Annotated in this window: 18 protein-coding genes; 11 read left to right on the plus strand and 7 right to left on the minus strand. The window is 68.0% G+C overall.

Going from position 1 to position 17,127, the window contains the following annotated elements; translation table 11 throughout:
• Positions 1–359: 359 nt before the first annotated feature.
• Positions 360–1,802, plus strand: a complete 1,443-nt coding sequence (locus tag DCN14_RS31060) for a coniferyl aldehyde dehydrogenase (RefSeq protein WP_096508372.1) — start codon at positions 360–362, stop codon at positions 1,800–1,802.
• 72 nt (positions 1,803–1,874) lie between these two features.
• Here the strand turns inward: DCN14_RS31060 and DCN14_RS31065 are convergent, their stop codons facing one another.
• Positions 1,875–2,906 carry a serine/threonine protein kinase gene (locus tag DCN14_RS31065; RefSeq protein ID WP_096508373.1) on the minus strand — a complete coding sequence of 344 codons (1,032 nt, stop codon included), beginning with the start codon at positions 2,904–2,906 and terminating at the stop codon, positions 1,875–1,877.
• 49 nt (positions 2,907–2,955) lie between these two features.
• On the minus strand, positions 2,956–3,168 hold the full coding sequence (locus tag DCN14_RS31070) for a hypothetical protein (protein ID WP_011886311.1): 213 nt from the start codon (positions 3,166–3,168) through the stop codon (positions 2,956–2,958).
• Positions 3,169–3,500: 332 nt separating this feature from the next.
• Between DCN14_RS31070 and DCN14_RS31075 the strand changes: the two genes are divergently transcribed.
• The 3 genes from DCN14_RS31075 (at position 3,501) to DCN14_RS31090 (ending at position 6,559) form a co-directional block, all read left to right on the plus strand.
• On the plus strand, positions 3,501–4,751 hold the full coding sequence (locus DCN14_RS31075; protein ID WP_096508374.1) for an MFS transporter: 1,251 nt from the start codon (positions 3,501–3,503) through the stop codon (positions 4,749–4,751).
• Positions 4,752–5,128: 377 nt separating this feature from the next.
• Positions 5,129–6,016: a DMT family transporter gene (locus tag DCN14_RS31085; RefSeq protein ID WP_096508375.1), complete on the plus strand. Its 888-nt coding sequence runs from the start codon at positions 5,129–5,131 to the stop codon at positions 6,014–6,016.
• A gap of 357 nt (positions 6,017–6,373) precedes the next feature.
• Positions 6,374–6,559, plus strand: a complete 186-nt coding sequence (locus DCN14_RS31090; RefSeq protein ID WP_011353526.1) for a hypothetical protein — start codon at positions 6,374–6,376, stop codon at positions 6,557–6,559.
• A gap of 119 nt (positions 6,560–6,678) precedes the next feature.
• Here DCN14_RS31090 and mgrA read toward each other — a convergent pair whose 3' ends face one another.
• Entirely contained in the window at positions 6,679–7,722 is a 1,044-nt protein-coding gene (gene mgrA, locus DCN14_RS31095; protein ID WP_096508376.1) for an L-glyceraldehyde 3-phosphate reductase, read from the minus strand.
• Positions 7,723–7,907: 185 nt separating this feature from the next.
• Between mgrA and DCN14_RS31100 the strand changes: the two genes are divergently transcribed.
• Positions 7,908–8,114: a DUF3185 family protein gene (locus tag DCN14_RS31100; RefSeq protein WP_096508377.1), complete on the plus strand. Its 207-nt coding sequence runs from the start codon at positions 7,908–7,910 to the stop codon at positions 8,112–8,114.
• 143 nt (positions 8,115–8,257) lie between these two features.
• Here the strand turns inward: DCN14_RS31100 and DCN14_RS31105 are convergent, their stop codons facing one another.
• Entirely contained in the window at positions 8,258–9,031 is a 774-nt protein-coding gene (locus DCN14_RS31105; protein ID WP_096508378.1) for a phytanoyl-CoA dioxygenase family protein, read from the minus strand.
• A 351-nt stretch (positions 9,032–9,382) separates the two neighbouring features.
• Between DCN14_RS31105 and DCN14_RS31110 the strand changes: the two genes are divergently transcribed.
• Positions 9,383–9,724 carry a hypothetical protein gene (locus DCN14_RS31110; RefSeq protein ID WP_096508379.1) on the plus strand — a complete coding sequence of 114 codons (342 nt, stop codon included), beginning with the start codon at positions 9,383–9,385 and terminating at the stop codon, positions 9,722–9,724.
• A gap of 105 nt (positions 9,725–9,829) precedes the next feature.
• On the opposite strand, the gene metK is transcribed toward DCN14_RS31110, so the two are convergent.
• Positions 9,830–11,017: a methionine adenosyltransferase gene (gene metK, locus DCN14_RS31115; protein WP_096508380.1), complete on the minus strand. Its 1,188-nt coding sequence runs from the start codon at positions 11,015–11,017 to the stop codon at positions 9,830–9,832.
• A gap of 265 nt (positions 11,018–11,282) precedes the next feature.
• On the opposite strand from metK, the gene lpxL reads away from it, so the two are divergent.
• Positions 11,283–12,167: a lauroyl acyltransferase LpxL gene (gene lpxL, locus DCN14_RS31120; RefSeq protein WP_096508381.1), complete on the plus strand. Its 885-nt coding sequence runs from the start codon at positions 11,283–11,285 to the stop codon at positions 12,165–12,167.
• A 25-nt stretch (positions 12,168–12,192) separates the two neighbouring features.
• Here lpxL and DCN14_RS31125 read toward each other — a convergent pair whose 3' ends face one another.
• The gene (locus DCN14_RS31125; protein ID WP_096508382.1) at positions 12,193–12,495 is read right to left on the minus strand and encodes a HigA family addiction module antitoxin; all 303 of its coding nucleotides are present in this window, start codon (positions 12,493–12,495) and stop codon (positions 12,193–12,195) included.
• Between the two features lie 14 nt (positions 12,496–12,509).
• A complete protein-coding gene (locus DCN14_RS31130) occupies positions 12,510–12,788 on the minus strand; it encodes a type II toxin-antitoxin system RelE/ParE family toxin (RefSeq protein ID WP_096508383.1) in 279 nt (92 codons plus the stop codon).
• Between the two features lie 419 nt (positions 12,789–13,207).
• Here DCN14_RS31130 and dapF point away from each other — a divergent pair, with 419 nt between their 5' ends.
• From dapF to DCN14_RS31150, 4 genes are all read left to right on the plus strand, one after another.
• Positions 13,208–14,077 (plus strand): diaminopimelate epimerase, encoded by an 870-nt coding sequence (gene dapF / locus DCN14_RS31135; protein WP_096508384.1) that lies wholly within the window; start codon positions 13,208–13,210, stop codon positions 14,075–14,077.
• A gap of 43 nt (positions 14,078–14,120) precedes the next feature.
• Positions 14,121–14,843: a DUF484 family protein gene (locus tag DCN14_RS31140; RefSeq protein ID WP_096508385.1), complete on the plus strand. Its 723-nt coding sequence runs from the start codon at positions 14,121–14,123 to the stop codon at positions 14,841–14,843.
• A gap of 13 nt (positions 14,844–14,856) precedes the next feature.
• The gene (gene xerC, locus DCN14_RS31145) at positions 14,857–15,777 is read left to right on the plus strand and encodes a tyrosine recombinase XerC (RefSeq protein WP_096508386.1); all 921 of its coding nucleotides are present in this window, start codon (positions 14,857–14,859) and stop codon (positions 15,775–15,777) included.
• Positions 15,778–15,851: 74 nt separating this feature from the next.
• Complete coding sequence (locus DCN14_RS31150; protein ID WP_096508387.1) at positions 15,852–17,066, plus strand: class I SAM-dependent rRNA methyltransferase; 1,215 nt, start codon at positions 15,852–15,854, stop codon at positions 17,064–17,066.
• The last annotated feature ends 61 nt before the right edge of the window (positions 17,067–17,127 follow it).

Consider the following 17,127-nt stretch of genomic DNA (forward strand, 5'->3'; position numbering starts at 1 on the left):
CCGCCAACCGTTTGGACGGCTTGTCGCACGCGCGGCACGACGTACCGGATTCCGCACGGCCGCGCGCAGCGCGCCGCCCCGCTCCGGTGCATCGGCACGCACGCGCAGCACGACATCGCATGCACGCCGGGCAGCGCATCGCGTCCCGCGCGCGTGCCGTGCAACCCCGTTTTCGGATGCGGACACCGTCGCGCGGATGCGACGCATGCCGCACGCAGCAACCGGTTTCAGACCGCGTATCGCATCCGGCCCCGCGCCGCGCGACGCGCGCCACCCCGATCCGCCCCGCCACGCTCGACGAGCGGGCACGTGCGGCCTGACCGCTGGCCGACGCGCCACGCCCCACTGGAGGAGACGACATGAAAAACGACCTGCCCGAACTGGCCCCGCAAGCGCTGCCGTCGCTCGATGCGCTGACGTCGCTGCTGCGCGATCAGCGCGCGGCCTATCTGCGCGCGCCGTACCCGGAATGGGACACCCGCGCGCAGCATCTGCGCGCGCTGCGCACGATGCTGATCGATCACGCGGATGCGCTCGCCGACGCGATCAGCGCCGACTTCGGTCATCGCGCGAAGCAGGAAGTGCTGCTGTCGGAAATCTGGATGGCGAAGGAAGAGATCGACGACGCGCTCAAGCACGGCAAGCGCTGGATGAAGCCGATCCGCAAGCCGATGAACAAGTGGCTGCGTCCGGCGCGCGCGAAGGTGCTGCCGCAGCCGCTCGGCGTGGTCGGCATCGTCGTGCCGTGGAACTACCCGGTGCTGCTGGCAGCGGGCCCGCTGATCTGCGCGCTGGCCGCCGGCAACCGCGCCATCGTCAAGATGTCCGAACTGACGCCGCGCACGTCCGCGCTGTTCGAGCAATTGATCGCGAAGACCTTCTCGCGCGATCACGTCGCGGTCGTGAACGGCGATGCCGAGATCGGCGCCGCGTTCAGCGCGCTGCCGTTCGATCACCTGCTGTTCACCGGCTCGACGCACGTCGGCCGTCACGTGATGCGTGCCGCGGCCGACAACCTGACGCCCGTCACGCTCGAACTCGGCGGCAAGTCGCCGGCCATCGTCGGCCCGAACGCGCGCTTCGACGCGGCCGTCGACGCGATCATCGGCGGCAAGACGCTGAACGCGGGCCAGACCTGCATCGCGCCCGACTACGTGCTGCTGCCGCGCGGCATGGAAGCCGCGTTCATCGAGCGCGCGCGGGCGCGCTTCGCCAAGCTGTATCCGGACCTGTCGGCCAACGGCGATTACACGACGATCGTGTCGCCGCGCCACTACGCGCGGCTGCAGCAACTCGCGACCGACGCGCAGGCGGCCGGCGCGCAACTGCATCCGCTGACCGATGCGCCGTCCGATCCCGCGTTGCGCCGCTTCGTGCCGTGTGCGGTCACGCACGTGCCGGCCGCATCGCAGTTGATGCAGGAAGAAATCTTCGGGCCGCTGTTGCCGCTCGTGCCGTACGAGCGCCTCGACGAGGCGATCGCCTACGTGAATGCGCGCCCGCGGCCGCTCGCGCTGTATCTGTTCGACGAAGACCGCGGCACGATCGACCGCGTGATGCGCGAAACGATCTCGGGCGGCGTGACGGTCAATGAAACGCTGATGCACATCGCGTGCGGCAGCCTGCCGTTCGGCGGCGTCGGCGCAAGCGGAATGGGGGCGTATCACGGCTACGACGGCTTCGTGACGTTCTCGAAGATGAAGCCGGTGCTCACGCAGCCGCGCGTGAACATGCGCGGGCTGATCGCGCCGCCTTACGGCAAGCGTTTCGCCGCGGTGATCAAGATGATGCTGAAGTTCTAGGTGGCGCGGGCCGCGCGTCACGCGCGGCGGTCCACCTGAAAATGCCGCGCGGCGACGCTGCCGCGCGCGCCGTCACACGGGCCAGAGCGGCCCTTCCTGCATCGCGCCGATCTGCTCGCGCAGTTCGAGGACGCGCGCTTCCCAGTAGCGATGCGTGTTGAACCACGGGAATGCGGCCGGAAAGGCCGGATCGTCCCAGCGGCGCGCAAGCCACGCCGCGTAGTGAATCAGCCGCAGCGTGCGCAATGCCTCGACCAGATGCAGTTCGCGTGGCTCGAATTCACAGAAATCCTCGTACCCGGCGAGCAGGTCGGCGAGCGCACGCGATGCGCCTTCGCGATCGCCCGGCAGCAGCAGCCACAGATCCTGGACGGCAGGCGCCATCCGGCTGTCGTCGAAGTCGACGAAATGCGGGCCCGCGTCGGTCCACAGCACGTTGCTCGGATGGCAATCGCCGTGCGTGCGCAGCAGGCGGATTTCGCCCGCGCGCTCGAACGCCGCCTCGACGCCTTCCAGCGCGAGCGTGACGGCCGTTTCGTACGCGGGCCGTACGTCGTCCGGAATGAAATCGTGCGCGAGCAGGTAGTCGCGCGGCTCGTAGCCGAACGTGCGGATGTCGAGCACGGGGCGCGCGACATACGGCTGCGTCGCGCCGACCGCATGGATGCGGCCGATGAAGCGGCCGAGCCATTCGAGCGTATCGCTGCGGTCGAGATCGGGCGCCCGCCCGCCGCGCCGCTCGAAGATCGAGAAGCGGAAGCCGTCGAACGCGTGCAGCGTGCGGCCGTCGAACGTGCGCGCCTGCACGGCCGGAATCTCGCGCGCGGCGAGCTCGGCGACGAACGCGTGCTCTTCCAGGATCGCTTCGTCCGACCAGCGCCCGGGCCGGTAGAACTTCGCGACGACCGGCGGGCCGTCTTCGATGCCCACCTGGTAGACGCGGTTTTCGTAGCTGTTGAGGGCGAGCAGGCGCCCGTCGGTACGCAGCCCGGCCGGCATCAACACGCTGTCGAGCGCATCGAGCACGCACTCGGGCGTGAGGCCGGCGAACGGCGGGCCGGCGGGAGCGGCGGGGGTGGAAGTGACGTCTTTCATGCCCCGCATTGTGCCGTCAGCCGCGCCGAAAGACGAGCTTCCGGTGCGGCATGCACGCTCAGTGGATCGCGGCGCCGGCCGGCAGCACGGATTCGCCGGTGTCGATCAGGTCCTCGAGAAAGAACGGCTCGGTGTTGAGTTCTTTCGACTCGCCCGGCACGCCCGCGTACCAGGTCACCATGGCCATGTCGCCCAGAACGCGCTGAACGATGCCGCGCGCGCCCTTCGGCACCGCGATATGGGTAGTACAGACAATCGACCCGACATGCATGATGGTTCCCCACTCTTGAAACTTGAAACCCGGCCCGCTGGCGAGCCGGCAAATGCACGATCCGCGCCGCCCTCGCCGGGGTGTTGCGCGTATCCCATTGTTCACGGTTTATCGAAGCGCGAAAAGAAGAAGAAGCGGGTGAAGTGCCGCGAATTCGTCGAATGTCTCCAATCAACCACTGCATCGCGCGTGCGCTTGCACGGGCGGATACCCCCATCATACCCTGTCGAATGTGACTGTCTGCCGAATCGGGCCGGCCGCCGCGCGGCGCGCACGCGAATTGCGCAACGGGCGTATCGTCTGCCCTTTGCCCGGCCGTCAGGAGATTTCGCGTGACCGCATCCAACGGAACCACGCCCGCGGCCTCGCGCCGCGATGCATCCCCGCCCTATCTCGAACGTGGTTCGCGCAACTATTGGCGCGCGAGCGTCGCGCTGCTGTTCGCCGGCTACGCGACCTTCTCGCTGCTCTACTACGTACAGCCGCTGCTGCCGGAATTCTCGAACGCGTTCGGCGTGAGTCCCGCGCAAAGCAGTCTCGCGCTGTCGTTCGCGACGGGCGCGCTCGCCGTGGCCGTGTTCGTCGCGGGCTTCGTGTCCGAAGGGCTGAGCCGCCACCGGCTGATGACCGCATCGCTGATGCTGTCGTCGCTCCTCACGCTCGTCGCCGCGTTCGCGCCGCACTGGCACCAGATGCTGGTGCTGCGCGCGCTCACCGGGCTCGCGCTCGGCGGCGTGCCCGCCGTCGGCATGGCATATCTCGCCGAGGAAGTGCACCCCGACGGGCTCGGGCTCGCCATGGGACTCTACGTCGGCGGCAACGCGATCGGCGGGATGGCCGGGCGCGTGATCGCGGGCGTGCTCGCCGACCTGTTCACGTGGCGCATCGCGATCGGTGCGATCGGCGTGCTCGGCCTCGCCGCGACGCTCGCATTTCGCGCGTTGCTGCCGCCATCGCGCCATTTCACGCCGCGTCGCGGGCTCGGCTTCGCGCAGCATCGCGCGGCGCTCGTCCGGCATCTCGCCGGCCGCCGCGAATTGCCCGTGCTGTTTGCAACGGCCTTCATCCTGATGGGCGGCTTCGTCACGCTGTACAACTACGTCGGCTATCGGCTCCTCGCGCCGCCGTATTCGATGAATCAGGCAACGATCGGCGCGATCTTCATCGTCTATCTGGTCGGCGTCGTCGCCTCGCCGTGGTCGGGGCGGATGGCCGATTCGATCGGCCGCGGCCGCGTGCTGATCGCGAGCGTCGTCATCATGCTGGCCGGCGTCGCGCTGACGCTGCTGCAGCCCGTCGCCGCGATCGCGTTCGGCATCGCGTGCGTGACGTTCGGCTTCTTCGCCGGGCATTCGACCGCGAGCGGCTGGGTCGGACGCCTCGCGACGCAAGGCAAGGGGCAGGCCGCCGCACTGTATCTGCTGTCCTACTATCTCGGTTCGAGCATCGTCGGCTCGCTCGGCGGACGCTTCTGGAGCGCGTACGGCTGGCCCGGCGTCGCGGCGCTCGTCGCCACGCTGCTCATGGCCGGGCTGGCGGCCGCCGCGTGGCTGCGCTCGCGCGAACGCAGCGGCGCGGCGTGACGCCGTTCGTGCACGCGCGCCGGCGCATCGCCGGCAGTTGCGCCGGATGGCTACCTTGCGTTACCTTTGAAGCTCATTCGCGTTCAAGCGCATTTCGACACACGATGCATCCGCTCACGTCCGCTCTCGCAAAATCCCGGCCGCAGTTCGATACGCGGCCGCAGGCGTGCGCGCATCCGTCGGTCCTTCCCCCTCCTGTCGCACCGCCGCTCGTCGGCGCCGCGCCGCCCCCGCCGGCGGCACGCGCCGGCTGACCCGCCGGCTTTCGTTCTCCGTTTTCCATTCGCCCGTTTGCGGCCGTTCGTGCGCGTTGACGCACGGTGCGTTGCTGCGCGCGCGACATGGAACGTTTCGATCCGTTCGACAGGTGGATTCACATGGTTTCGTTCAAACGCGCGCTCGCCGCGCATGGCGCGACGTCGCTCTTCGTGCTGCTGTGGAGCAGCGGCGCGATCTTCGCCGAACTCGGGCTGCGTCACGCATCCGCGTTCGTCTTTCTCACCGCACGCTTCGCGCTCGCGTCGCTCGTGCTGCTCGCGCTGGCTGGCATGCGCGGACGCTGGCTGCCGCCGCGCGGCGAGCGGCGCATGGCCGCGCTGACCGGCTTGCTGATGATGGGCGGCTATTCGATCTTCTATTTGCTCGCGCTCGAGCGCGGAATCGCGCCGGGCGTGCTCGCGACGATCCTCGGCGTGCAGCCGATCCTCACGCTCGCGATCGTCGAGCGACGCTGGCAACCGATGCGCGTCGCGGGGCTCGGGCTCTCGCTGGCGGGCCTCGCGCTCGTCGTGTACCGCGGCGTGGGCGTCGGCGGCGCCGGGCTGCCGATCGCGGGTGTCGCCTGCGCGCTCGCCGCACTCGTCGCGCTGACCGTCGGCTCGCTGCTGCAAAAGCGCGTGCGCGCCGCACCCGCCGACGTGCTGCCGCTGCAGAACGCACTCGGCCTCGCGCTATGCGTGGCGATCCTGCCGTTCCGGCCGATCTCGCTCGATGCGAGCTGGGCGTTCGTCGTGCCGCTGCTCTGGCTCGGCATCGTGATCTCGGTGATCGCGCAGCTGCTGTTCTACCGGCTGATGCAGCGCGGCGATCTCGTCAACGTGACGAGCCTGTTCTATCTCGTGCCCATCGTCACCACGCTGATGGACGCGGTCTGGCTCGGCAACCGGCCTGAACCGCTCGCGCTCGCCGGCATGGGCGCGATCGTCGCGGGGCTCGCGCTCGTGTTCCGCACGCCGGCCGCTCGCGCACAACCCGATCGCGCGTAAGCGTGCACGCGCCGCCGCGCCCGCGGGTGCGGCGGCGCGCGTCGAAGATGCACGACATTCGCGCGCGAAATGAAATGAACGTGAAAGACATGCGCAAGGCATTCGTCCGATTCGCGGGAAATATGCGAAATCCCCGGGGTTTTCCGCTGACTTTTAACGGTCTGGATAGCGAAAAAAGGCGCCGGGTTGCCTATACTCGAATTGCCCGCCTTGCTCGCAATCGAGGCGGCTCGACACTAGAAATACCCGGCAGGGAGCTGGAAGCGGCGCCAGCGCGCCGACTCCGACCGACGCCCCACCGGGGTGGGGCCGAAGTAAGCGCTGAAGCGCCAGCTCCGGCCGACACTGGAGACACGCATGACGACCTATTTCACGATCGGCGACTTCATCCTGTTGATTCCGATGGCGCTGGCCGGCGCGCTGTTCCTCGGCGCGGTGCCCTGCGCAACCGAATTCCGCCACAACCTGCTGCGCGTGCTGGGCGTCATTCTCGGCGTTGGCGTCGCGGTGTTGCTCGTCGAAGGCCTGCCTGCGCTGATCTAGCAGCGCATCTCGGCGTGCAGGTCACGTCGCTGCACCGCAGCGACGTGATGGGGTGCATGCATGCGCGGCGATACGGCACGCGATGGTTCGCATCCCGTATCGACTGCATCGATCACCGGTCAGATCGCCTGATCGGTGGACGGCTTTTCCCACAGATTGATGCCACCTTCGGTCGCGTAGCGATCGATTTCCGCGAGTTCGTCGGCCGTGAACGCGAGGTTCTTCAGCGCGCCGACGTTTTCACGCACCTGCTCCGCCCGGCTCGCGCCGATCAGCGCGGACGTGACGCGACCATTGCGCAGCACCCATGCGAGCGCCATCTGCGCGAGACTCTGCCCGCGCCGCTCCGCGATGCCGTTGAGCTTGCGCACATGCTCGAGGTTGTCCGCGCTCAGGTGATCTTGCTTCAGCGAACCGCCGCCCGGCTTGTTCACGCGTGCGTCGGCCGGCACGCCGTTCAGGTATTTCGACGTGAGCAGCCCTTGCGCGAGCGGCGTGAACGCGATGCTGCCCGTGCCGACGCCGTCGAGCGTATCGAGCAGATCCTCTTCGATCCAGCGGTTCAGCATGTTGTACGACGGCTGGTGAATCAGCAGCGGCACCTTGTACTGCGCGAGCAGCGCGGCCATCTCGCGCGTCTTCGCGGCCGAATACGACGAGATGCCGATGTACAGCGCCTTGCCCTGCTGCACGGCCGATGCGAGCGCGCCGGCCGTTTCCTCGAGCGGCGTGTGGGCGTCGAAGCGATGCGAATAGAAGATGTCGACGTAGTCGAGGCCCATGCGCTGCAGGCTCTGGTCGAGGCTCGCGAGCACGTACTTGCGCGACCCGCCGCCGCTGCCGTACGGGCCCGGCCACATGTCCCAGCCGGCCTTCGTCGAGATCAGCAGCTCGTCGCGGTACGGCCGGAAATCCTCCTTCAGCAGCCGGCCGAAGTTGGTTTCGGCGCTGCCGTACGGCGGCCCGTAGTTGTTCGCGAGATCGAAGTGGTTGATGCCGAGGTCGAATGCGGTGCGCAGGATGTCGCGCTGCGTCGCGATCGGCGTCGCGTCGCCGAAGTTGTGCCACAGGCCGAGCGACAGGGCGGGCAGTTTGAGCCCGGACTTGCCGCAGGTGCGGTACTGCATGTCGGCATAACGCTCGGAAGCTGCTTCGTAGGCCATGAGTCTGTTCCATCAGGACATCGGGGGAAGGGACGCGCGCCGCACGCGAACATCGCGCGCCGGCGGCGAGGAAAACGTACGACGACTATGGTAGCGAACGCGGCGCGAGCGCGCACGGCGATGGACGCGGCCGCGCTCGTCGCCTACACTGCGGCGTCTCGAATCACCGTTACAGCGAGGTTGGTATGTCCCGGGTCATCTCGGTTGCGCTGCTCGTCGGCGGCGTCCTGCTGCTGTATTTCGGCGGCCAGTCGTTTCATTCGATCAACGACAACGTGTCGCGCTTCTTCACCGGCTCGCCCGCCACGAAGACGATCCTGCTGATCGTCGGCGGCGCCGTCGCCATGCTGATCGGCCTGATCGGCCTCGCGATGCCGGCCAGCAAGCGCTGAGCGCAGCACTGCGCCACTGCGCAGCGGTCTGCGTCACGCGATCGGGCCGCGCACAATGCAACGGGCGGCCTGGGCCGCCCGTTTCTTCATCCGCCGAGCCGCCGCGGCGCCCCGTCGGGCGACCACGCCGGCCGAAACCGCTGCTAGAACTGCACTTCCGGCTTCGCCGCCGAACGCGTGCCCGGCAGCGGCCGGTTGCTCACGCCGTGATACGTGTACACGAGCGAGAACTTCACCTGGTCCGAACGGTTCTGCCCTGCCGAATGCAGCGTATTGCAGTGGAAGAACACGACGTCGCCCGTCTGGAGCGGCGGGCAGGTTGCCGCGTCGATCATCTTCCGGTTTTCCGGCAGGTCGCCGCGGAAGAACTTCGCATTGTCGAACGCTTCCGGCCCGAATTCGGCCGTGTGCGAGCCCGGCACCAGCCACAGCGCGCCGTTTTCGTTCGTTTCCGGCCCGAGTGCGAGCCACACCGACACCATGTCCGCGCGTTCGAACGACCAGTAACGGAAATCGCGATGCCAGCCGGTGAGGCTGCCGTACGCCGGATGCTTCGTCATCATGCAGTTGTGATGCGCGCACGACAGAACCGGCTGCTCGCCGAAGTACTCGCGCATCCACGCGCCGATTTCGGGCGCGATCGCGCGCTCGGCGAACGCCGGATCGCGCGCGTACGCGTCGAGCAGCCGCCGCACCGTATGCCCGCCCGGTGCATGCTTCGACTCGGGCGCGCCCGGATAGCGCAGGTCCGCCTCGAATTCGATCGGCTCCGCCGCTTCCTGCAACTGGCGTTCCGCGACGCGCTTGAGCGCCGCGCACTGCGCTTCCCCGACGAGGCCGCGCGCAACGACGAAGCCGCGTTCGCGCAATTCCGCGACTTGCGCGCGGATCGATTCCGACTGCAATGGTGACGACATGGGATGCCAGACGTTTATTGTGTGAATGTGACGATTGTAAATCGGCGCCGGATGCCTCGAACAGCACCATTGTCGTGCGCAGGGGCATGCCAATCGGCGATTTGATCTGACTCAAGGGAACTGTGCGGCGCGACGCGAGCCTCAGCGACAGGCGGTATGCGGCACGCGCTTGCGGCACGAGGGTTTATGGCGACTTTTGCCGGTCATGAAACCCCTGTAGCCTGTCGCGGCCTGTCAATTCTGGCGGGCGCGGCGCGCAACGACTTTCGGTAAGATGCGTTGCGCCATCCGAGGCCGTTCATACCAGTGCGCTCTCAAGGGCGCCATCCATACAAGCGAAGCATCGTTCACATGCCATTCCGTCTGACTTCCCGTCTCAGCCGCGCTGCGAAGCGCGTCGTGCCGTCCGCTCCCGCCCGTTCGCTGCGCCACCACGGCGCACGCACGCAGGCGCTCGCCGAGCGCACGCACGCGCATAGCCGGCTTGACGGCATCCGCGCGTGGTTCCACGCGTTTTTCTCGATGGTGAGCACGCAGGCGTTCGCCCGCCGTGCCGGCCTGCGCTCGCTGCTGCAGAAGCCGTCGTCGCTGCGCGCGCTCGCGCTGCGTCGCACGCTCGGCCCGCAGCGCCGCGTCAACCGCCCGCGCCGCCTCGCGGCGAGCACCGGGTGGTTCGGGTTCGGCGCACGCTGAAGCCGTGCCGCGGGCAATGCCCGCGACGATCGCCGCGTTGCGGCGCTCGACACGCATAAAAAAACCCCGGCATGCCGGGGTTTTTTTGTTTCGTGCGAACGACGCTTACGCGACGCGTGCCGTCGGCTCCACGCCGGCCGCTTCGGCCAGTGCGAGTGCCTTGTCGGTGGCTTCCCACGAGAATTCCGGCTCTTCGCGGCCGAAGTGGCCGTAAGCTGCCGTCTTCTCGTAGATCGGGCGCAGCAGGTCGAGCATCTTGATGATGCCCTTCGGACGCAGGTCGAAGTGCTCGCGCACGAGCTTCGTGATCACGGCATCCGACACGCGGCCCGTGCCGAACGTGTTGACCATCACCGAGGTCGGCTCGGCGACGCCGATCGCGTACGACACCTGGATCAGCGCGCGCGACGCGAGGCCGGCAGCGACGATGTTCTTCGCGACGTAGCGGCCTGCATACGCTGCCGAACGGTCGACCTTCGACGGATCCTTGCCCGAGAACGCGCCGCCGCCGTGCGGTGCGGCACCGCCGTAGGTATCGACGATGATCTTGCGGCCGGTCAGGCCGCAGTCGCCCTGCGGGCCGCCGATCACGAACCGGCCGGTCGGGTTCACGAGGAACTTGATGTCGCCCTTGATCAGGTCGGCCGGCAGCGTCGGCTTGATGATTTCCTCGATCACGGCTTCGCGCAGCGCCGGCAGCTCGATGTCCGGTGCGTGCTGCGTGGACAGCACGACGGTGTCGATCGCATCCGGGCGGCCGTCGACGTAGCGGACCGTCACCTGCGACTTCGCGTCCGGACGCAGCCATTGCAGGCGGCCGTCGCGGCGCAGGCTGGCCTGGCGCTCGACAAGGCGGTGCGACAGGTAGATCGGCAGCGGCATCAGTTCCGGCGTTTCGTCGCATGCGTAACCGAACATCAGGCCCTGGTCGCCAGCGCCTTGATCGAGGTTGTCGTCATGCGCGCGGTCGACGCCTTGCGCGATGTCCGGCGACTGCTTGTCGTACGCGACGAGCACGGCGCAACCCTTGTAGTCGATGCCGTAGTCGGTGTTGTCGTAGCCGATGCGCTTGATGGTGTCGCGCGCGATCTGGATGTAATCGATGTTCGCCGTCGTGGTGATTTCACCGGCCAGCACGACGAGACCCGTATTGCACAGCGTTTCCGCCGCAACGCGGGAATATTTGTCTTGCTCGAGGATGGCGTCGAGAATCGCGTCCGAGATTTGGTCCGCGACCTTGTCCGGATGGCCTTCGGAGACGGATTCGGACGTGAAGAGATAATCGTTTGCCACTTTTTCAGGCTCCTGTGTGGATACGGTTGGTTTCACGTAGCCAGCTTCGTTGGGCCTGAAGCGGCGACGCTTTAGCGGATTACCAGGACCGGGCAGCGCGCTTCGCGCCAGCCGGCTTCGCCCCGCAAGTTGTCAGTTAACTCGGCGAAGCCCGTATTATAGCGGCTTTCGTGAATTGTCACAGAGCGCCACCCGTGCCGCATCGTCCGCTGTTCTACCCCCCTGTTCGCAACGTGCCGGCCAGCCGGCCCCACGGAGGTTCCGCATGCTAGGCCGCCTCGGCACGCACCTCGCCATCGGCTTGTTGAAGCTGCTCGCCCTGCTGCCCTACGGCTTGACCGCACGGTTCGGCGACGGCCTCGGCTGGCTGCTGTACCAGATTCCCAGCCGGCGAAAGCGCATCGTACATATCAATCTGAAACTCTGCTTCCCCGACTGGAGCGACGAACGGCGCGAGGAAGTGGCGGGCCTGCACTTCCGTCACGCGATCCGCAGCTACGTCGAGCGCAGCGTCCAGTGGTTCGGCTCCGAGCGCAAGCTCGCGAAACTGATCCAGGTCGACAGCGCGGTCGACCTCACCGATCCCGATCTGCCCCCGACGCTGTTCCTCGGCCTGCATTTCGTCGGCATCGAAGCCGGCTCGATCTGGCTGAACCGGTCGCTGCACCGCCGTTGCGGGTCGCTGTACCAGCCGTTCTCGAACGCGATACTCGAGGAAGAGGCGAAAAAGGCACGCGGGCGCTTCGACGCCGAGATGGTCGGCCGCGCGGACAGCGCGCGCGTCGTGCTGCGCTGGCTGCGCGACCGCAAGCCGGTGATGCTCGGCGCGGACATGGATTACGGGCTGCGCAATTCGACGTTCGTCCCCTTCTTCGGCGTGCCCGCCTGCACGCTGACGGCCGTCGGCCGGCTCGCGAAGACGGGCCGTGCGCAGGTCGTGCCGTTCATCGGCGAGGTGCTGCCGAACTACAAGGGCTACCGGCTGAAGGTATTCAAGCCGTGGGATCACTACCCGACCGGCGACGACGATCTCGACGCGCGGCGGATGAACGCATTCCTCGAGGAACAGATTCCGCTGATGCCCGAGCAGTATTACTGGGTTCACAAGCGCTTCAAGACCCGGCCGCCCGGCGAGCCGAGCCTCTATTGAGTCAGTCGGGGCCGCGGGCGCGCCGTCAAACGCGCGCCTGCGCCCTCGTCACCTTCGGCACGCCTTTCGCGCGCGCCTGCCACAGATCGTAGGCCGACTGCTGCGCGAGCCACAGATCCGCCCGCCCGCCGTTTTCCTCGCCCAGCCACGCCTCGAGACGCAGCGCCATTTCGGGCGAGATGCCGGCATGGCCGTGCAGGATGCGCGACAGCGCCGCCCGCGTGACGCCGAGCTGCGCGGCGGCTTCGGTAACGGTCAGGCGGAGCGCCGGCAAAATGTCGTCACGCAGCGTTTCGCCCGGATGGGGCGGATTGAAGATGCGAGTCATGGCGTTGAATGACCTCAGTGATAGTCTTGATAGTTGACCAGGACGACATCGGGGCCCTCGACCCTGAACGTCAGGCGCCAGTTGACGCCCACGCTCACCGAGTAGTAACCCTCCAGCCCGCCGGCGAGGCGGTGAAGGCGCCAGCCCGGAACGTTCATGTCGAGCGGCTGACTCGCCATGTCGAGACGGGCAAGCTGGCGCCGCAACCTCGGGGCATGATCCGGCCGGATGCCCGCCTCGCTCCCGTTCGTGAAAAACGCCTGCAGCCCCTTGTGCTGCCATGACTTGATCATGGGCCTCCCATACTCTCGGCGATATCGATGGCATGGCCCGCATGGCGTATAGCCAGACTATACGAATCGCCCGATTGAGTTGTCAATTTGACCGGTACGAAAACACGCACGCGGCTCGTCCCGTGCGCAGGCAAAGAGCCCGGGCGCGTGCCGCCGGATTCGCTCGCCCTGGCAACGCCCGCCACACCGCACCACCTCAATCTGCCCACTCGCCGCCCGTGCAACCAGTCGGCCGATCGGCCGACATCTTCCGGCTCCGCCGCCCGAACGACACCCGCCGCCCGCCCGCGCAGGACGCCCCTGTCCGCTGCATGTATCATTTGCGGTTGAGATCAGCACGACGAACGAGGCTGCCCGGGATGGCGGCACATCGTCTTCGTCGCGCCGACCGCCTTGTTCGCCATGGAACCCCGGACCCTGTGAAACTCTCGTTCACCAAGATGCACGGCGCGGGCAACGACTTCGTCGTGCTCGACGGCTATTCGCGCGCGTTGCCGCCGCTCACCGAAGCGCAAGTGCGCGCGCTCGCCAGCCGGCACTTCGGCATCGGCGCCGACCAGTTGCTGCTCGTCGAAAAACCGACCATCGACGGCGTGGACTTCAAGTACCGGATCTTCAATTGCGACGGCGGCGAGGTCGAACACTGCGGCAACGGCGCGCGCTGCTTCGTGAAGTTCGTCAGCGACCGCGGCCTGACCGACAAGCGCACCGTGCGCGTGCAGGTAATGAAGGGCCTGATCACGCTGACGATGCAGGACAACGGCGAAGTCGTCGTCGACATGGGCGCGCCCGTGTTCGCGCCGGCGCAGGTGCCGTTCGACGCGTCGGGGCTCGACGGCCGCACGGAAGGCCGCGACACGCTGTGGCCGCTCGACGTCGGCGGCCACACGCGCTGGATCTCGACGGTGACGATGGGCAACCCGCACGCGGTGCAGGTCGTCGACGACGCCGAAGCGTATCCGGTGCGCGAAGAAGGCCCGCTGATCGAGCGCCATGCACGCTTTCCGGCGCGCGTGAACGCCGGCTTCATGCAGATCGTGTCGCGCAACGAGGTGAAGCTGCGCGTATACGAACGCGGCGCGGGCGAAACGCTCGCGTGCGGCACCGGCGCGTGCGCGGCGGTGGCGGCCGGCATCCGGCGCGGCCTGCTCGATTCGCCGGTGACCGTGCACACGCACGGCGGCACGCTGACGATCGGCTGGGACGGCGCGCGCGACGAAGCCGCCGCGCTGACGATGGCCGGGCCCGCCACGACCGTGTTCGAAGGCGAGATCGACCTGAACGTCTGACCCTTCAACGTCCTGACTCCTGATAACTGAACGCTCCCGTCACATGAACGATCGCGAAGTCGCCGACTACCTGCTCGCCAATCCCGAATTCTTCGCGCAACACGCGGAACTGCTCGCGACGATCCGTCTTGCGAACCCGCACGGCAAGGCCGCGATCTCGCTGCAGGAGCGGCAGATGGAAATGCTGCGCGACAAGAACAAGCACCTCGAGCGCCGGCTCGCGGAGCTGGTGCGCTACGGGCACGAGAACGACAGCCTGTCCGCGAAGTTCAGCCGCTGGACCGCCCGCGTGATCGCCGAGCGCGACCCGTACGCGCTGCCGCGCACGATCGCCGACGGCATTTCCGACGTGTTCGACGTGCCGCAAACGGCGCTGCGCGTATGGGACGTCGCCGACACTTACGCGCAGGCCGATTTCGCGCGCCAGGTCGGCGAGGAAGTGCGTCTGTTCACGAATGGCCTGTCGACGCCGTACTGCGGCGCGAACACCGGCTTCGAAGCGGCCCAGTGGCTCGCGCCCGCGGTGGTGCCGGCCGCGAACGCGGCGGAAGGCGGCGAAGCCGCGCCGGCCGGCGACGGCGCGGCCACGTCGGTCGCGCTGCTCGCGCTGCGCGCGCCGCTCGCCGGCGCAGACGCGCCCGCCTTCGGCCTGCTCGTGCTCGGCTCGCCCGATCCGCGCCGCTTCCACGACGGGATGGCCACCGATTTCCTCGCGCAGATCGCGACGCTCGCGAGCGCCGCGCTCACGCGCCTGCTGCCGCACTGACGCCGCACCCGCGATGACCGACGATCCGATCGCCGCCTACCTGTCGAACCTGAAGCACGTCAGGCAGCTGTCGGAACATACGCTGCGCGCGTATACGCACGAACTCGACGAACTGAAGAAGCTCGCGTCCGGCCGTCCGCTCGAAGCGCTGACGGCCACCGACATGCGCGGCGCGGTCGCCCGCGCCCACGCGGGCGGCCTGTCCGCGCGATCGATCTCGCATCGGCTGTCCGCGTGGCGCGCGTTCTACCGCTGGCTCGCGCAGCGCATCGAGATGCCGGCGAACCCGGTCGCCGCGGTGCGTGCGCCGAAGCGCCCGAAAACCTTGCCGAAGGCGCTGTCGGTCGACGACGCATCCGCGCTGATGGACGCGCCGCTCGCCAACACCACCGAAGGCATCCGCGATCACGCGATCCTCGAACTGTTCTATTCGTCCGGGCTGCGCCTCGCCGAACTCGTCGGGCTCGACGTGATGTACACGCAGGCCGACGGCTACCGGTCGATCGGCTGGCTCGATCTCGCCGAAGCCGAAGTCACCGTGCGCGGCAAGGGCAACAAGGAACGCAAGGTGCCGGTCGGCCGCAAGGCGATCGACGCGCTGAACGCGTGGCTCGCGGTGCGCGGCGAATTCGTGAAGCACGACCCGCATCCGCTGTTCGTGTCCGTGCGCGGCAACCGGATGGCGCCGGGCGTCGTGCGCGAGCGCGTGAAGCGCGCGGCGCTCGCCGCGGGCATTCCCGCCAACGTCCACCCGCACGTGCTGCGCCACTCGTTCGCGACGCACGTGCTGCAATCGAGCGGCGACCTGCGCGCGGTGCAGGAACTGCTGGGCCATGCGAGCGTCGCCGCGACGCAGGTCTATACGTCGCTCGACTTCCAGCATCTCGCGAAGATTTACGACAGCGCGCATCCGCGCGCGAAGAAGCGCGACTGACGCATCCCGTCTTACCCGCCGCGCACGGCGACCGGCACCGGCCGGCTTCGCCCGCGGCCCATTTCGATCCGATCATGCAAACCGTCACACTCAAACCGTCCAAGGAAAAATCGCTGCTGCGCCGGCATCCGTGGATCTACGCCAATGCGATCGATCGCGTCGACGGCAAGCCCGCGCCTGGCGCGACCGTGATCGTGCGCGCGCACGACGGCCGCTTCCTCGCGCGCGGCGCGTACAGCCCGCAGTCGCAGATCCGCGTGCGCGTATGGAGCTTCGACGAGAACGAACCGATCGACCACGCGTTCTTCAAGCGCCGCGTGCAGCGTGCGGTCGCGCACCGCACGACGATGGTGTCAGGCACGGGCGCCGTGCGGCTCGTGTTCGGCGAGGCCGACGGGCTGCCGGGGCTGATCGTCGACTACTACATCGCGGACACGGCCGAACCGGGCGCCGCGCCGCGCGGCCAGCTCGTGTGCCAGTTCATGGCCGCCGGCGTGGAAGCCTGGAAGGACGCGATCGTCGCGGCACTGAGCAGCGCGACCGGCTGTCCGAACGTGTACGAACGCTCGGACGTATCGATCCGCGACAAGGAAGGGCTCGAACAGACGACCGGCGTGCTCGCCGGCGACGCGCCGCCCGCGACGCTGATCTCGAACGAAAACGGGGTGCGGTATCACGTCGACGTGCCCAACGGCCACAAGACGGGCTTCTACGTCGACCAGCGCGACAACCGCGCGCTCGTCGCGCAGTACGCGGCCGGCCGCGACGTGCTGAACTGCTTCTGCTACACGGGCGGCTTCTCGCTCGCCGCGCTCAAGGGCGGCGCGACGCGCGTCGTGTCGATCGACTCGTCGGGCGACGCGCTCGCGCTCGCGCAGCAGAACGTCGTGGCGAACGGCTTCGACGCCGAACGCGCGACCTGGCTCGACGCCGATGCGTTCAAGACGCTGCGCCGCCTCGTCGACGAAGGCGAGCGTTTCGACCTGATCGTGCTCGATCCGCCGAAGTTCGCGCCGACCCGCGACAGCGTCGACCGCGCGGCGCGCGCCTACAAGGACATCAACCTGAGCGGCTTCAAGCTGCTGCGTCCGGGCGGCCTGCTGTTCACGTATTCGTGCTCGGGCGCGATCGACATGGATCTGTTCCAGAAGATCGTCGCGGGCGCGGCCGCCGACGCGAAGGTCGATGCGCGCATCCTGAAGCGGCTCGGCGCGGGCGTCGATCACCCGTTGCTCGCCGCGTTCCCGGAAGGCGAATATCTGAAGGGCCTGCTGTTGCAAATCGTCTGATCGCCCCGATCTACGCGCACACCCGCGTCCGCCGGCCGTTCCCGCTGGCGGACGCGCTTGC

The organism is Burkholderia sp. IDO3 (genome assembly GCF_003366075.1).
GTDB lineage: Bacteria > Pseudomonadota > Gammaproteobacteria > Burkholderiales > Burkholderiaceae > Burkholderia > Burkholderia anthina.

What these genes read in the sequence shown, in the direction of transcription:
- DCN14_RS31110 (WP_096508379.1), top strand. Translation starts at nt 9,383, where the DNA reads ATGCCATTCCGTCTGACTTCCCGTCTCAGCCGCGCTGCGAAGCGCGTC.
- DCN14_RS31140 (WP_096508385.1), top strand. Translation starts at nt 14,121, where the DNA reads ATGAACGATCGCGAAGTCGCCGACTACCTGCTCGCCAATCCCGAATTC.
- DCN14_RS31125 (WP_096508382.1), bottom strand. Translation starts at nt 12,495, where the DNA reads ATGACTCGCATCTTCAATCCGCCCCATCCGGGCGAAACGCTGCGTGAC.
- DCN14_RS31090 (WP_011353526.1), top strand. Translation starts at nt 6,374, where the DNA reads ATGACGACCTATTTCACGATCGGCGACTTCATCCTGTTGATTCCGATG.
- xerC (WP_096508386.1), top strand. Translation starts at nt 14,857, where the DNA reads ATGACCGACGATCCGATCGCCGCCTACCTGTCGAACCTGAAGCACGTC.
- DCN14_RS31130 (WP_096508383.1), bottom strand. Translation starts at nt 12,788, where the DNA reads ATGATCAAGTCATGGCAGCACAAGGGGCTGCAGGCGTTTTTCACGAAC.
- lpxL (WP_096508381.1), top strand. Translation starts at nt 11,283, where the DNA reads ATGCTAGGCCGCCTCGGCACGCACCTCGCCATCGGCTTGTTGAAGCTG.
- DCN14_RS31085 (WP_096508375.1), top strand. Translation starts at nt 5,129, where the DNA reads ATGGTTTCGTTCAAACGCGCGCTCGCCGCGCATGGCGCGACGTCGCTC.
- DCN14_RS31070 (WP_011886311.1), bottom strand. Translation starts at nt 3,168, where the DNA reads ATGCATGTCGGGTCGATTGTCTGTACTACCCATATCGCGGTGCCGAAG.
- DCN14_RS31150 (WP_096508387.1), top strand. Translation starts at nt 15,852, where the DNA reads ATGCAAACCGTCACACTCAAACCGTCCAAGGAAAAATCGCTGCTGCGC.
- DCN14_RS31060 (WP_096508372.1), top strand. Translation starts at nt 360, where the DNA reads ATGAAAAACGACCTGCCCGAACTGGCCCCGCAAGCGCTGCCGTCGCTC.
- DCN14_RS31065 (WP_096508373.1), bottom strand. Translation starts at nt 2,906, where the DNA reads ATGCGGGGCATGAAAGACGTCACTTCCACCCCCGCCGCTCCCGCCGGC.
- mgrA (WP_096508376.1), bottom strand. Translation starts at nt 7,722, where the DNA reads ATGGCCTACGAAGCAGCTTCCGAGCGTTATGCCGACATGCAGTACCGC.
- DCN14_RS31100 (WP_096508377.1), top strand. Translation starts at nt 7,908, where the DNA reads ATGTCCCGGGTCATCTCGGTTGCGCTGCTCGTCGGCGGCGTCCTGCTG.
- DCN14_RS31105 (WP_096508378.1), bottom strand. Translation starts at nt 9,031, where the DNA reads ATGTCGTCACCATTGCAGTCGGAATCGATCCGCGCGCAAGTCGCGGAA.